A 13,084-nucleotide genomic window follows, 5' to 3' on the forward strand; every position below is an offset into this window, starting at 1 on the left:
CATGACTGAGCCTCCCACCCCGCCTCAGCAGCCCGGCCCGCCGCCGCAGTACCCGTATCCCTACCCCTATCCGCCAGGGCCGGCCTCTTCCACCCCGCCTCAGCAGCCCGGCCCGCCGCCGCAGTACCCGTATCCCTACCCCTATCCGCCAGGGCCGTATCAGGGTGGGTACCCGCCGCCGCCTCCGCAGCCCTACGCCGGCTACACCCCGCCGCCGGTGGGTCCCCGCAACGGGCTGGGGGTGGCTGCACTGGTCGTGGCGATCGTTGCGCTGGTGTCGTCGTTCACCGTCGTGGGCGGTGTGGTGCTGGGCATCGTGGCCGTCATCATCGGTTTCGCCGCGCGGGGCCGGGTCAAGCGGGGCGAAGCCGACAACGGGGGTATCGCCCTGGCCGGTGTGATCCTGGGTGCCGTCGCCATCATCGTCGGCCTGATCTTCATCGTGATCTACGTCAACGCCCTCAAGGACACCGGTGTCGGCGACTACTTCGACTGCCTGAGCAAGGCCGGCTCGGACAAGACCGCGCAACGGCTCTGCGAGAACGAATTCCGGCAGTCGGTGGAGAACCAGTTCAGTGTGACGCTGACGCCGACGCCATAGCGGCGGTCAGCTGCCGCCGCCTGGGCATGAATTCCAGCGAGAGCAGCACCACCAGCAGCGGCAGCACCTGGCTGTAGGACAGCAGAACGTAGCGACGATCTGCCAGCGCGTGGAACTTGCGCAGGTAGCGATACAGCGACTCCAGCGCGATCAGGGCATCGCCGAGGTGGATCGCGGTGTAGAAGAAGCTGCTCAGCGGCCCGCGTTCCTTGTCGTTGAAGATCTCCGGGAACGCCGCAAACGCCAGCGAAAGACGTTGCGCGCCAGCTTTCTTCATGGCGGCAATCATGTCCACTGACAGCCGTTCGTCGATCCCGTTGGGCGCCCCGCGACGCCGCCACGGGACGTCGAGGGTGACGTCGCTGCCGGCACCGGCCAGCGCGTAGCGGTGAAAGCCCTGCACCCGTCCGGTGCTGTCGCGGGCGACGATGAGCAGGATGCCGGGATAGCGGCCGGTGAGCGCGCCGTCGAGGATCATCGAGAAGCCGCGCTCGCTGCGCGACCCTTTCGGCGAGGACAGCAGGACATCGGTCAACTCAGCGATCTGGGCGTCGTCGAGGTCCTGTTCGGCCACGATCTCGGTGGTGATACCGAAGTTGCGGGTGCGCTGCACCGCCTGGCGAAGGTTGCGGAAGCGACGGCCGACCATGTCGAAGGCCGGCACGTCGATCACCACGTCGCGGCCGATCGGGACCGGACGCAGCGTCTGTCCGACGATCGCCGGATCAGACCACAGCCCGAGGCGGCGTTGACTGCATCCGAGCACCACCACCCGCCAGCCGTGCGCATGGCACATCGCTGCGAAGTCGGCCACGAGCTCCTGATAGCGATCCTGCTCCCCGATTGGATCTCCGCTGACGACGGCGTAGCCGAGCCGGGTGCGGTAGGCGATGGCCGCCGATCCGTCGGCGGTGAAGTGATAACTCTTGTGCGCCAGCATGGCGAACGGCGCCACCGGGTCACCGCTGGTCTTGTCCACCAGCGCCCAGACCCGGGGTAGCTCTTCGGGCTGCGGGCGCATCGAGGTCGGCCACATCAGCACCAGCCCCGAGAATGCGATCAGGACATTGCCCAGCACATCGGAGGCCACGATGTGGGCACCGAAGCCGGCGAGCACGGTCAGCGCCGCCGCACCCGCGTGCGCCGCGGTCACCGGCCTGCCCAGATAGATCCCCCGAGCGATCAGGGTGACCCCGGCCAGGATCGTCAACGACCAGGCCAGCCGGCCGTCAGCGTGCCAATTCGCGTGGTGATGGGAACGCGCGACCAGGGTGACCAGCCAGCTCGCGGCGATGAGCAGGGCCAGCGCCCCGAGCCATCGGGCAGCCGGGGAGTCGACATGCACGACCACCCGCTCGCGGGCGCGAAGCCGCGGCGCGACGTGCAGCGGCGGCTCTGTCATTGCACCTCCCCCAGGTCAACAACGTCCTTGCGGACAGATAAACAGTACGCCTGCGGTCAGGGATTACCCGGGAAGTGCTTGACGATGCCCTCCTGGACGACGGTAGCCACCACCTGGCCGGCTCGATTGAAGAAGTGGCCGGTACCCAATCCGCGGGACTCGGCGGCCACCGGTGATTCCGTCGAATACAGAACCCAGTCGGAGAAGTCGACCTGGCGGTGAAACCACACCGAGTGGTTGATGGTGACCGCGAAGATCCGGTCCCAGCCCCAGGACAGCCCGTGGGTGGTGATGATCGAGTCGAGCACCGTGGTGTCTGAGGAGTACACCATCGCGGCGGTGTGCAGGGTCGGGTCGTCGGGCATCGGGCCATCGGCGGTCAGCCACACCCGGTTGTGCGCCAGTTGGCCGCCCTTATCGCGCATCACCCATGCCGGGTCATTGGTGTAGCGCCACTGGATGGGGCGCAGCGCGGTGACGAAGTGCGGCACGACCTCCTCGTACCCGACCAGAAGCTCGTCGATCGTCGGCAGGGTGGCCGGGTCGGGCAGTTCGGGCATCGCGGTGTTGTGCTCCAGGCCCGCCCCGCCGGACAGGTAGGACACCAGGGCGGTGGCCAGCAGCTTGCCGTCCTGGATGGCATCGACCCGCCGGTTGGCGAACCGGCGTTCGTCGCGCAGCCGGGTGACGTGGAATTCGATATCGGCCGCGGGGTCGCCGCCGGCGATGAAGTGCACCGACAACGCCGTGGGCGGCAAATCGTGCGCCAGGGTTCGGGTGGCGGCGACGAAGGCCTGGGCCATCAGCTGCCCGCCGAACGTCCGCACCGGATTCTTGCGCGGATGCGCGCCGGCGAAGACGTCGTCACCGATCGCGGAGAGATCGAGGATGGCCAGCAGGTCAGCGAGGTCCGCGTTGGCCACGTGTCGATATCTCCTTTAGTGGTCGTCCTCCCCGATGCGGTGGACGTGGATCAAGTTCGTCGAGCCTACTGTGCCCGGCGGAGCACCCGCGACGATGACAACCAGATCACCGCGCTTGTAACGGCCCAGCTCCAGCAGCGAATGGTCGACCTGCCGGATCATGTCGTCGGTCGCCTTCATGTGCGGAACGATGAAGGTCTCGGTGCCCCAGGTGAGCGCCAGCTGGCTGCGCACCTCCGGCAGCGCGGTGAACGCCAGCAGCGGCAGCGGGGTGTGCAGCCGGGCAAGCCGGCGCACGGTGTCACCGGACTGGGTGAAGGCGACCAGCGCCTTGGCGTCCAGGCGCTCGCCGATATCGCGGGCGGCGTAGGAGATCACACCGCGCTTGGTGCGCGGCACGTGGGTCAGCGGCGGTGCCGCCGTCGAGTTCTCCTCGACCGCGGAGATGATCCGGGCCATCGTGCGCACCGCCTCGAGGGGGAACTTACCCACCGAGGTCTCACCGGACAGCATCACCGCGTCGGCGCCGTCGAGCACCGCGTTGGCGACGTCGGAGGCTTCGGCGCGGGTCGGCCGGGAGTTCTCGATCATCGACTCGAGCATCTGGGTGGCCACGATCACCGGCTTGGCGTTCTCGCGGGCCATCTGAATAGCCCGCTTCTGCACCAGCGGCACCTCTTCGAGGGGCAGTTCGACACCCAGGTCACCGCGGGCCACCATGACTGCGTCGAACGCGAGCACGATCGCCTCGAGGTTGTCGATGGCCTCGGGCTTCTCCAGTTTCGCGATCACCGGCACCCGGCGGCCCACCCGGTCCATCACCTCATGCACCAGTTCGGCATCCGAGGGCGACCGGACGAACGACAGCGCCACCAGGTCCACCCCGAGCCGCAGCGCGAACTCCAGGTCTTCGATGTCCTTCTCGGACAGGGCGGGCACCGAGACGTTCATGCCGGGCAGCGATAGACCCTTGTTGTTGCTGACCGGGCCGCCCTCGGTGACGGTGCACACCACGTCATCGCCGTCGATGTGCTCGACGACCAGGGCCACCTTGCCGTCGTCGACCAGCAGCCGGTCACCGGGCTGGGCGTCCTTGGACAGCTGCTTGTAGGTGGTCGACACCCGGTCATGGGTGCCTTCACAGTCCTCGACGGTGATGCGGACGGTTTCACCGTTGGCCCAGTAGGTCGGGCCGTCGACGAACCGGCCGAGCCGGATCTTCGGTCCCTGCAGGTCGGCCAGGATGCCGACCGCCCGGCCAGTGGCATTGGATGCCTTGCGTACCCGGTTGTAGGCCGCTTCGTGGTCGGCGTAGTCGCCGTGGCTGAAGTTCAGGCGGGCGACATCCATGCCCACCTCGACGAGCGCCTTGACCGATTCGTCGGTGCTGGTGGCCGGGCCGAGGGTACAGACAATCTTGCCGCGTCTAGTCACGGCGCCTCAGCATAGTCGCGGTTCATGGGCATCTCGACCGATACAGATCGGGGTGGCTGCTTGTTCACTCAGACGACCGCCAACGGCAACTGATTGGGCCGCACCGGTTCGGGCAGGTCCGACTCCCCCATCAGGTAGGTGTCCACGGCATGCGCGGCGGCCCGGCCCTCGGCGATCGCCCACACCACCAGCGATGCGCCGCGGTGCGCGTCGCCGCAGACGAAGACGCCGGGAGCCGAAGTCTGCCAATCGGATCCGCAGGAGATGGACCCGCGCTTGCTCAACTCGATGTCCAGATCGTCGAGTAGCGGCATGTGCTCGACACCTTCGAAACCGATAGCCAAAAGCGCCAGATCACAGGGGATTTGGAAGGGCTGGCCGATCGGGGAGATGATCCGCCGACCGTCCACCCGCTCCACCTTCACCTCGGCGATCTCCATGGCCCGCACGTGGCCCTCCTCGTCACCGACGAAGCGCTGGACCGCCACCTGGTAGTGCACGGTGCCGCCTTCGGCGTGCGCCGGTGAGGTGCGCAACACCAGCGGCCAGGTGGGCCACGGTGAGCGGGCGTCATCGCGGACGTCGGGTGGCTGCGGGTTGTAGTCCAGCTGCGTGACCGACACCGCACCTTGGCGATGGGCCGTGCCCAGGCAGTCCGCGCCGGTGTCGCCGCCGCCGATGATCACCACATGCTTGCCCTTGGCGGTGATCTTCGACGGGCCGTCGCCTTCGCACTCCCGGTTGGCGGGCACCAGATGTTCCATCGCCAGGTGGACTCCGCGCAGCTGACGTCCCTCGACGGTGTTGTCACGCCCGCGCAGTGCGCCAACGGCCAGCACGACGGCATCGAACCGGTGCCGGAGCTCCTCCACGGAGACGTCGACGCCGACTTCGCAGTCGGTGACGAAACGTGTTCCCTCCGCGCGCATCTGGGAGAGTCGCTGGTTGAGCGTGGCCTTCTCGAGCTTGTATTCGGGGATGCCGTACCGCAGCAGACCGCCGAGCCGGTCGTCCCGCTCGTAGACCGTGACGTGATGGCCGGCCCGGGTCAACTGCTGGGCCGCGGCCAGACCCGCCGGTCCGGAGCCGACGACGGCGACGTTCTTGCCGGTGCCGATGGCGGCCGGCTGGGCTTCGACCAGACCCAGGCGCCAGGCGTTGTCGACGATGGTGTTCTCGATGCGCTTGATCGTGACGCTGCCACCGGTCTGGTCCTCGGCGATCGAGAGAACACAAGCCGCCTCACACGGTGCCGGGCACAGCCTGCCGGTGAACTCGGGGAAATTGTTGGTGGCGTGCAGACGCTCACTGGCGGCATCCCAGCGGCCGCGGCGCACCAGGTCGTTCCATTCCGGGATCAGGTTGCCCAGCGGGCAGCCCGCAGTACCGGAGTGGCAGAACGGAATCCCGCAGTCCATGCAGCGGCGAGCCTGCTGAGCCACCTCGGCAGCCCGCTGCTGTGGGTCCTGGGCGTCGTACACCTCATTCCAGTCGCCGACACGTTCGTCAACGGGCCGCTTGGCGGCCTCGATCTTGGGAACCCTCAGAAATCCGGTCGGATCAGCCACGGGTCGCCTCCATGATCGCGGTGTCCACGTCACGTCCTTCCGCCTTGGCCATCCGGGTGGCCTCCAGCACCTTCTGGTAGTCCGTCGGCATGATCTTGGTGAATTGCGAACTGCGCCTTGGCCAGTCCGACAGCACGGAACGGGCCAGCGTGCTCCCGGTGTAGCGGGCGTGCTTGGTCACCGCATCGTGCAGCCACACCAGGTCGTCGGGTTCGGGCCGCTGCAACTCGACCATCGCGGTGTTCACCTTCGCCGGGTCCAGACCCAGCACGTAGGCGATACCACCGGACATCCCGGCAGCGAAGTTGCGTCCGGTGCGGCCCAGCACCACGACCCGGCCGCCGGTCATGTACTCGCAGGCATGATCACCCACGCCCTCGGTCACGGCCAGCGCACCGGAGTTGCGGGCGGCGAAGCGTTCCCCCACCCGGCCGCGCAGGAACACCTCGCCGGAGGTCGCACCGTAGAGCAGGGTGTTGCCGGCGATGACGTTGTCCTCGGGCAGGAACAGCACATCGTCGGGCGGGCGCACGATCACCCGGCCGCCGGACAGTCCCTTGCCGACATAGTCGTTGGCGTCACCGATGAGTTCGAGCGTGATACCCGGCGGCAGGAACGCACCGATCGACTGGCCGGCCGAGCCGGTGAGGGTGACGTGGATGGTGTCGTCGGGCAGGCCCTGGGCGCCGTAGCGCCGGGTCACCTCGGAGCCCAACAGTGTTCCCACGGTGCGGTTGACGTTGCGCACCGGCAGCTCCAGGCGCACCGGATAGGCGTCCTCGAGGGCACCTTCGGCCAGCGCGATCAGGGTGCGGTCCAGCGCTTGATCGAGGCCGTGATCCTGGTCGCGGACCCGGCGGCGCCCGGCGATCGGCTCGCCGTCGGCGCCGGTGGGGACGGCGAAGATCGGGCTAAGGTCCAGGCCCTGGCTCTTCCAGTGCGCGAGCGCTTCGTCGGTGTCGAGCACCTCGGCATGCCCGACCGCCTCGTCGATGCTGCGGAAGCCCAACTCGGCCAGCATCTTCCGGACGTCCTCGGCGATGAAGCGGAAGAAGTTCTCGACGAACTCCGGCTTGCCGTTGAACCGCTCGCGCAGTTCGGGGTTCTGGGTGGCCACGCCGACCGGGCAGGTGTCGAGGTGACAGACCCGCATCATGATGCAGCCGGCCACCACCAGCGGTGCGGTGGAGAAGCCGAACTCCTCGGCACCGAGCAGGGCCGCGATCATCACATCGCGGGCAGTCCGCAGGCCACCGTCGCACTGCACGGTGATGCGATCACGAAGTCCGTTGAGCAGCAAGGTCTGCTGGGTGTCGGCCAGGCCGATCTCCCAAGGCGCACCGGCATGCTTGAGGCTGGTGAGCGGGGCTGCACCGGTGCCACCGTCATGCCCGGAGATCAGCACCACGTCGGCATGCGCCTTGGACACCCCCGCCGCGACGGTGCCGACACCGACGGAGCTGACCAGCTTCACGTGGATGCGGGCCTGGGAGTTGGCGTTCTTCAGATCGTGGATCAGCTGCGCGAGATCCTCGATGGAGTAGATGTCGTGGTGCGGCGGCGGGGAGATGAGCCCGACGCCCGGGGTGGAGTGCCGGGTCTTGGCGATGCTCGGGTACACCTTGAACCCGGGCAGCTGACCGCCCTCCCCTGGCTTGGCACCCTGGGCCATCTTGATCTGGATGTCGGTGGCATTGACGAGGTAGTCGCTGGTGACACCGAATCGTCCGGAGGCCACCTGTTTCACGGCGCTGCGCCGGCGCGGATCGTAGAGCCGGTCGACATCCTCGCCACCCTCGCCACTGTTGGAGCGGCCACCGAGGTTGTTCATGGCGATCGCCATGGTCTCGTGGGCTTCCTTGGAGATCGAGCCGTAGCTCATGGCGCCGGTGTTGAACCGGGCACAGATGGAGTCGACGGATTCCACCTCGTGTAGCGGGACCGGGGTGCGCAGGTCGGCCTTGAAGGTGAACAGACCGCGCAGTGTGCCGCCCTCGCGGGAGAGCCGGTTGACCTCCTCGGAGTACTTCGCGAACACCTCGTGGCGTCCGGTACGGGTCGAATGCTGCAGCAGGAAAACGGTTTCCGGGGTGAACAGGTGCAGTTCGCCCTCGCGGCGGAACTGGTATTCGCCGCCGACCTCGAGGCGACGGTGCACCCGCTCGGTCGGGTTCTCCGGGTAGGCCCGGCGGTGACGCAGCTTGACCTCCTCGGCGAGCACGTCCAGGCCGACGCCGCCGATCTGGCTGACCGTACCGGTCAGGTACTCGTCGACGACCTCCTTGCTCAGGCCGATGGCCTCGAAAGCCTGTGCGCCGGTGTAGGACCCAACGGTGGAGATGCCCATCTTGCTCATCACCTTCATGACGCCCTTGCCGAGCGCCTTGAGGTAGTTGCGCACCGCGGTGTGGGCCTCGATGCCGGTGAGCTCGCCTTCGCGGATCAGGTCCTCGATTGACTCGAAGGCCAGGTACGGGTTGACCGCCGCGGCGCCGTAACCGATCAGCAGGGCGATGTGGTGCACCTCGCGGGCGTCACCGCTCTCCACGACCAGCGCCACCGTGGTGCGCTTCTTGGTGCGCACCAGGTGGTGGTGGACGGCCGAGACCGCCAGCAGCGACGGGATCGGGGCCCGGGTGTGGTCGGAGTCGCGATCGGAGATCACCAGGGTGCGGGCACCCTTGGCGATGGCCTCGGTGGCCCGGTGGCGCAGGTCCTCGATAGCCTCGGCCAGACCTTCACCACCGCGTTCGACGTCGTAAAGCGCCCGCAGCACAGCCGTTTTCAGGCCGGGGTGCTCACCGTCGTCGTTGATGTGGACGATCCGGCTGAGTTCGTCGTTGTCGAGCACCGGCCAGTGCAGCAGGATCTGGCGGCACGACGCGGCGGTCGGGTCGAGCAGGTTCTGTTCGGGCCCCATGACGCGGGCCATCGAGGTGACGATCTCCTCGCGGATGGCGTCCAGGGGCGGGTTGGTGACCTGGGCGAACAGTTCGACGAAGTAGTCGTAGATCAGCTTGGAGCGCTGCGAGAGCACCGCGGGCGGGGTGTCGGTGCCCATCGAGCCCAGCGGCTCCTGCCCTGAGGCGGCCATCGGGGTGAGCAGGATCCGAAGGTCTTCTTCGGTGTAGCCGAAGGCGATCTGGCGACGCACCACCGATTCGTGATTGGGCTGAACCCGGCAACGGGCCGGCAGGGTCTTCAGGTCGAGCAGACCGGCGTGCAGCCACTCCGCATACGGTTCGGCGGCGGCGAGTTCGCCCTTGATCTCGTCGTCGGAGACGATTCGTCCGGCGGCGGTATCGATGAGGAACATCTTGCCCGGCTCCAGTCGGCCCTTGGCCACCACTTCGCCCGACGGGATGTCCAGCACGCCGCTCTCACTGGCCAGGATCACCCGGTCGTCGATGGTGCGCCACCAGCGGCCGGGCCGTAAACCGTTGCGGTCCAGGACAGCTCCGACCACGGTGCCGTCGGTGAACGTCACGCAGGCCGGACCGTCCCACGGCTCCATGAGCGAGGCGTGGTACTGGCAGAACGCCCGGCGGGCCGGATCCATGGTGGTGTTGTTCTCCCAGGCCTCCGGGATCATCATCATCACTGCGTGCGGCAGGCTGCGGCCACCGAGGTGCAGCAGTTCGAGCACCTGGTCGAAGGATGCCGAGTCGGAGGCCTCCGGGGTACAGATCGGCGAGAGCCGGGCCAGATCGCCCTTGATCGTGGAGCTGGCCAGCATGGCCTCACGGGCGTGCATGCGGTTGCGGTTGCCGCGCACGGTGTTGATCTCACCGTTGTGCGCGACGAAGCGGAACGGGTGGGCCAGCGGCCAGGACGGGAAGGTGTTGGTGGAGAAGCGGCTGTGCACGATGGCGATGGCGCTGGCGCAGCGTTCGTCGCGCAGGTCCGGGAAGTACTTGGGCAGCTGCATCGTGGTGAGCATGCCCTTGTAGGCCATGGTGCGACTGGACAGCGACGGGAAGTAGACGTCCTGCTGCTCGGCGCGCTTGCGGGCGGGGTAGACGAGACGGTCCAGGTCGATCCCGCCGGGGCGGGAGCCGTTGCGCTCGGGGGCGGCGACGAACAGCATCGCCATGTAGGGCATACAACCGAGTGCGGTCGCACCGACCTCGGCGCCGTCGGGGTCGACCGGGACGGCGCGCCAGCCCAGGACCTCCAGGCCCTCGTCACGCACGATGTCCTCGACCCGCGCGGTGGCGGCCTGCCGGGCGTCAAGACTTTGCGGAAGGAAGCAGATTCCGGCGGCGAACGTGTTGGTGCCGTCCGCGGCAGGCTCAGGAAGTGCGAAGGCCACGACGTCACGCAGCAGTTCGGTCGGCAGTTGCAGCAGGATGCCGGCACCGTCGCCGCTGTTGGGCTCGGCTCCGGCGGCACCGCGGTGTTCGAGGTGTTCGAGCGCGACCAGGCCGTCGTGGACGATCGCGTGGGAGCGTCGGCCCTGGATGTCGGCGACCATCGCAACACCGCACGAGTCAGCCTCGTGCTGTGGGTCGTAGAGCCCCTGGGCTTCCGGAAGTGCCGAATACAGCATCTTCACGCTCCTCCGCGGTCGATCATGCGGGTCGTGAAAGCTGTTGCGCCTCAATAGCACTGGGACTTTCGGCCGTACCGCAGTCTGACGTGTGACGTCCGGGACTGCGCCGGCCCGATGAATCGGCACGGCGAAGAGCCGTACCGACCTCCGAGTGTATCAGCGCGGGGCGGCGCCTACCGGTCGAGAAGTGTGGGGACCAGCGGAAAGCCGGGCAGGTTGCGGGTGATCGTCCACGCGATGGCGGCGACCACGATGACGACGACGGCGGGCACAGTGAACACCCGCTGGCCCGTCTTGAGACGCCAGATCGCCCAGAGCGCCAGGGCGGGCAACCCGACCAGGAGGAAGAGATTCTCGACCACCGCGGCCGACAGGTTGCCGTGCAGCAGGTCGTGGGTCATCCGCAGGCCACCGCAGGCCGGGCAGTTCCAGCCGGTCAGCAGCTTGAACGGGCACGGCGGGAACAGGAAGCCCGGGCGGTGCGGGTCGCCCAGTCCGACGTAGGTCAGCGCCGCCGCGGCCAGGATGCCCGTGCCGAGTGCGGTGTAGGCGCGGGTGTGGCGGTGTGGCGCGCTAGGTTCCATCACGCAGTGGGCGGCCCTGGGGGTCGCGCACCTTGTCGGTGAGGATCAGCACTGCGTCGACGATGCCCCAGATGACGGCGCCGATACCGCAGGTGATGAGGCCGACGACCAGCTGGGCCACACCCAGGCCGGTGTAGCCGAGGTAGATCCGGCCGATGCCGACGATGCCGAGCAGACCGAGCAGCTGCAGCAGGCCCCCGACCACCTTGGACTTGTCCGAGAGAGGTTCACCGGTCAGCGGGTGGCGGCCGTACGGCGCCGAGGGGTCCTGATAGGCGCCGGCTGGGTACTGGGTGGGCGGCGGGTACTGCCCTGGTGGCGGGTAGTCAGGCGGCGGGAGGTAGTTGGGCGGCGGTGTGCTGCCTTCGGTGCCTCCGAACTGCGGCTCGGTCATGTGTTCAGCATGCCAGAGCCGGGCGGTAGCTACTGTGACTAGGGGGATTGCCGATCAGTCAGGAGAACATCGTGGGGCGCTGGCGACCGGTCGTGGCCGGTCTTCTCATCGTCGCGATGGCGGTGGCGTCGGCTCCCCTGGCCCACGCCGACACCGTGTTCGACGACTTCGACGGCCCGGCGGGGGCTCCACCCGATCCCGACAAGTGGACCGTCGTGGAGGGTGACGGATGGGATGCCGGTATCGAGGAGTACACCGCGCCGAATGCGGTGCTCGACGGTCAGGGCAATCTGGTCATCACGGCGGCGCGGGACGGCTCCGGGTTCGCCTCAGGCCGGGTGCAGACGAAGAACAAGGCGAGCTTCGGGTACGGGACGTTGGTGGCCCGGATCAAGATGCCGTCCGGCCAGGGGCTGTGGCCGGCGTTCTGGCTGGTCGGCGCCGACGAGGACAGCAATCCGTGGCCGGGGGCTGGTGAGATCGACGTGGTGGAGATGGTGTCGGATGCGACCACCCACTACTCGTCATTGCACGGGCCGATGCCAGGCGTGCGGGACTACCTGCAAGCACAGATCGTGGGTGACGGACCCGATCTCAGCGACGGCTTCCACAACTACTGGATGACCCACACCGAGGACTCGATCACACTCGGCGTCGACGACACCAATTGGGGCACATTCACGCCGGATTCCCTTCCGCCGGAAGCGGACTGGGTGTTCAACAAGCCGTTCTACGTCATCCTGAATCTTGCGGTCGGCGGCGGCTGGGCCGGCCCGCCGGACAGGTCGACGAAGTTCCCAGCGGCCATGGTTGTCGACTGGGTGAGTTGGGAACCCGCCTGAACTAGAACGGCGGCGGATCGTCGTCGTCGACCGGTGGCGCCGGACCGAAGAGGACACTGTCACGGTCGTGTTGTTCGGTGTGGTTGCGGTTGCGTTCGGTGGTGATGGCGTGGGCGCGGGTGGTGGTGCGGGTGGGCATCTTGGCCCCGCAGGAGGTTCCCCGGCCGCACAATCGGGCTGCCCGCACCGGCACGCCAGCCGATCCAGCCCCACCGCGATCGCCCCCAACGCATCAGCACGACGCTGCTCCTTGGTGCGCGGATCACCACCGCACACCGTGGCGGCCACCGCATCCAAACGCTGGTCGAGGGCGGCGGCCTCCACCGACCCCACCCGCCCATCAAGCTTGGCCGTGCCATCCCCGCTATCCCACACCGACACATGCCGGTCCTCGCGGCGCTCCCGGGAGCGGCGCACCGCATCCCGGTCATGGCGGGCCACCACCCGATCAATCTCGGTATCCACCCGGCCCCGCGACATCGACGGCCAGCGCGCCACCCGGGCCGCCAACTCCGCGTCGACCGCCGCCATCACCGCCTCATCAGTGATGCACTCGGTGCGAAACACGATCGCCGCGAACACACCCAGATCGATCTCCCCGGCCTCGAACACCGCCGACACCGCCGGCAACCGCAGCATCGCCGTCGCATAACTCATCACGCTGCCGGCCTTGGCCAGACTCACCCGCAACGCCGCGGCCAACTCCGCCCCAACCGCCGCCCAGGTATCCACCGCCCACTGCGCACGCTCCCCACGCTGCTCACGACGCATCTCAAAGAGCTCA

The 13,084-nt window shown here is 68.0% G+C and carries 10 protein-coding genes and 1 pseudogene; 2 read left to right on the forward strand and 9 right to left on the reverse strand.

Annotated elements, in window-relative coordinates; translation table 11 throughout:
• Position 1: 1 nt before the first annotated feature.
• Positions 2-601, forward strand: a complete 600-nt coding sequence (locus tag BN3385_RS21030) for a DUF4190 domain-containing protein (RefSeq protein WP_059022261.1) — start codon at positions 2-4, stop codon at positions 599-601.
• On the opposite strand, the gene BN3385_RS21035 is transcribed toward BN3385_RS21030, so the two are convergent.
• The 7 genes from BN3385_RS21035 to BN3385_RS21065 all read right to left on the reverse strand — a co-directional run bounded on the left by BN3385_RS21035 (position 573) and on the right by BN3385_RS21065 (position 11,458).
• Entirely contained in the window at positions 573-2,003 is a 1,431-nt protein-coding gene (locus tag BN3385_RS21035) for a bifunctional lysylphosphatidylglycerol flippase/synthetase MprF (RefSeq protein WP_059019664.1), read from the reverse strand. The two genes, BN3385_RS21030 and BN3385_RS21035, sit on opposite strands and share 29 nt — an antisense overlap.
• Positions 2,004-2,059: 56 nt before the next feature.
• Positions 2,060-2,926 (reverse strand): acyl-CoA thioesterase II, encoded by an 867-nt coding sequence (locus tag BN3385_RS21040; RefSeq protein WP_059019666.1) that lies wholly within the window; start codon positions 2,924-2,926, stop codon positions 2,060-2,062.
• 15 nt (positions 2,927-2,941) lie between these two features.
• Positions 2,942-4,360 (reverse strand): pyruvate kinase, encoded by a 1,419-nt coding sequence (pyk, locus tag BN3385_RS21045; protein ID WP_059019668.1) that lies wholly within the window; start codon positions 4,358-4,360, stop codon positions 2,942-2,944.
• A gap of 68 nt (positions 4,361-4,428) precedes the next feature.
• Positions 4,429-5,928, reverse strand: a complete 1,500-nt coding sequence (locus BN3385_RS21050) for a glutamate synthase subunit beta (protein ID WP_059019670.1) — start codon at positions 5,926-5,928, stop codon at positions 4,429-4,431.
• Positions 5,921-10,477, reverse strand: a complete 4,557-nt coding sequence (gltB, locus tag BN3385_RS21055) for a glutamate synthase large subunit (protein ID WP_059022263.1) — start codon at positions 10,475-10,477, stop codon at positions 5,921-5,923. Before gltB ends, BN3385_RS21050 begins: the two co-directional genes overlap by 8 nt.
• A gap of 176 nt (positions 10,478-10,653) precedes the next feature.
• Positions 10,654-11,064 (reverse strand): DUF2752 domain-containing protein, encoded by a 411-nt coding sequence (locus BN3385_RS21060; RefSeq protein WP_059019672.1) that lies wholly within the window; start codon positions 11,062-11,064, stop codon positions 10,654-10,656.
• Positions 11,054-11,458, reverse strand: coding sequence for an NINE protein (locus BN3385_RS21065; RefSeq protein WP_059019674.1), 405 nt, complete (start codon positions 11,456-11,458; stop codon positions 11,054-11,056). Before BN3385_RS21065 ends, BN3385_RS21060 begins: the two co-directional genes overlap by 11 nt.
• Before the next feature lie 71 nt (positions 11,459-11,529).
• Between BN3385_RS21065 and BN3385_RS21070 the strand changes: the two genes are divergently transcribed.
• Positions 11,530-12,300: a glycoside hydrolase family 16 protein gene (locus tag BN3385_RS21070; RefSeq protein WP_231748785.1), complete on the forward strand. Its 771-nt coding sequence runs from the start codon at positions 11,530-11,532 to the stop codon at positions 12,298-12,300.
• 1 nt (position 12,301) lies between these two features.
• Here the strand turns inward: BN3385_RS21070 and BN3385_RS28720 are convergent, their stop codons facing one another.
• Positions 12,302-12,439: a hypothetical protein gene (locus tag BN3385_RS28720; RefSeq protein WP_197415342.1), complete on the reverse strand. Its 138-nt coding sequence runs from the start codon at positions 12,437-12,439 to the stop codon at positions 12,302-12,304.
• A 71-nt stretch (positions 12,440-12,510) separates the two neighbouring features.
• A pseudogene (locus BN3385_RS29375) lies at positions 12,511-13,071 on the reverse strand (DUF222 domain-containing protein); the annotation flags it as partial.
• Positions 13,072-13,084: the final 13 nt, after the last annotated feature.

The sequence above is a fragment of the Mycobacterium sp. M26 genome (genome assembly GCF_001494595.1).
In the GTDB taxonomy this organism is placed as follows: domain Bacteria; phylum Actinomycetota; class Actinomycetes; order Mycobacteriales; family Mycobacteriaceae; genus Mycobacterium.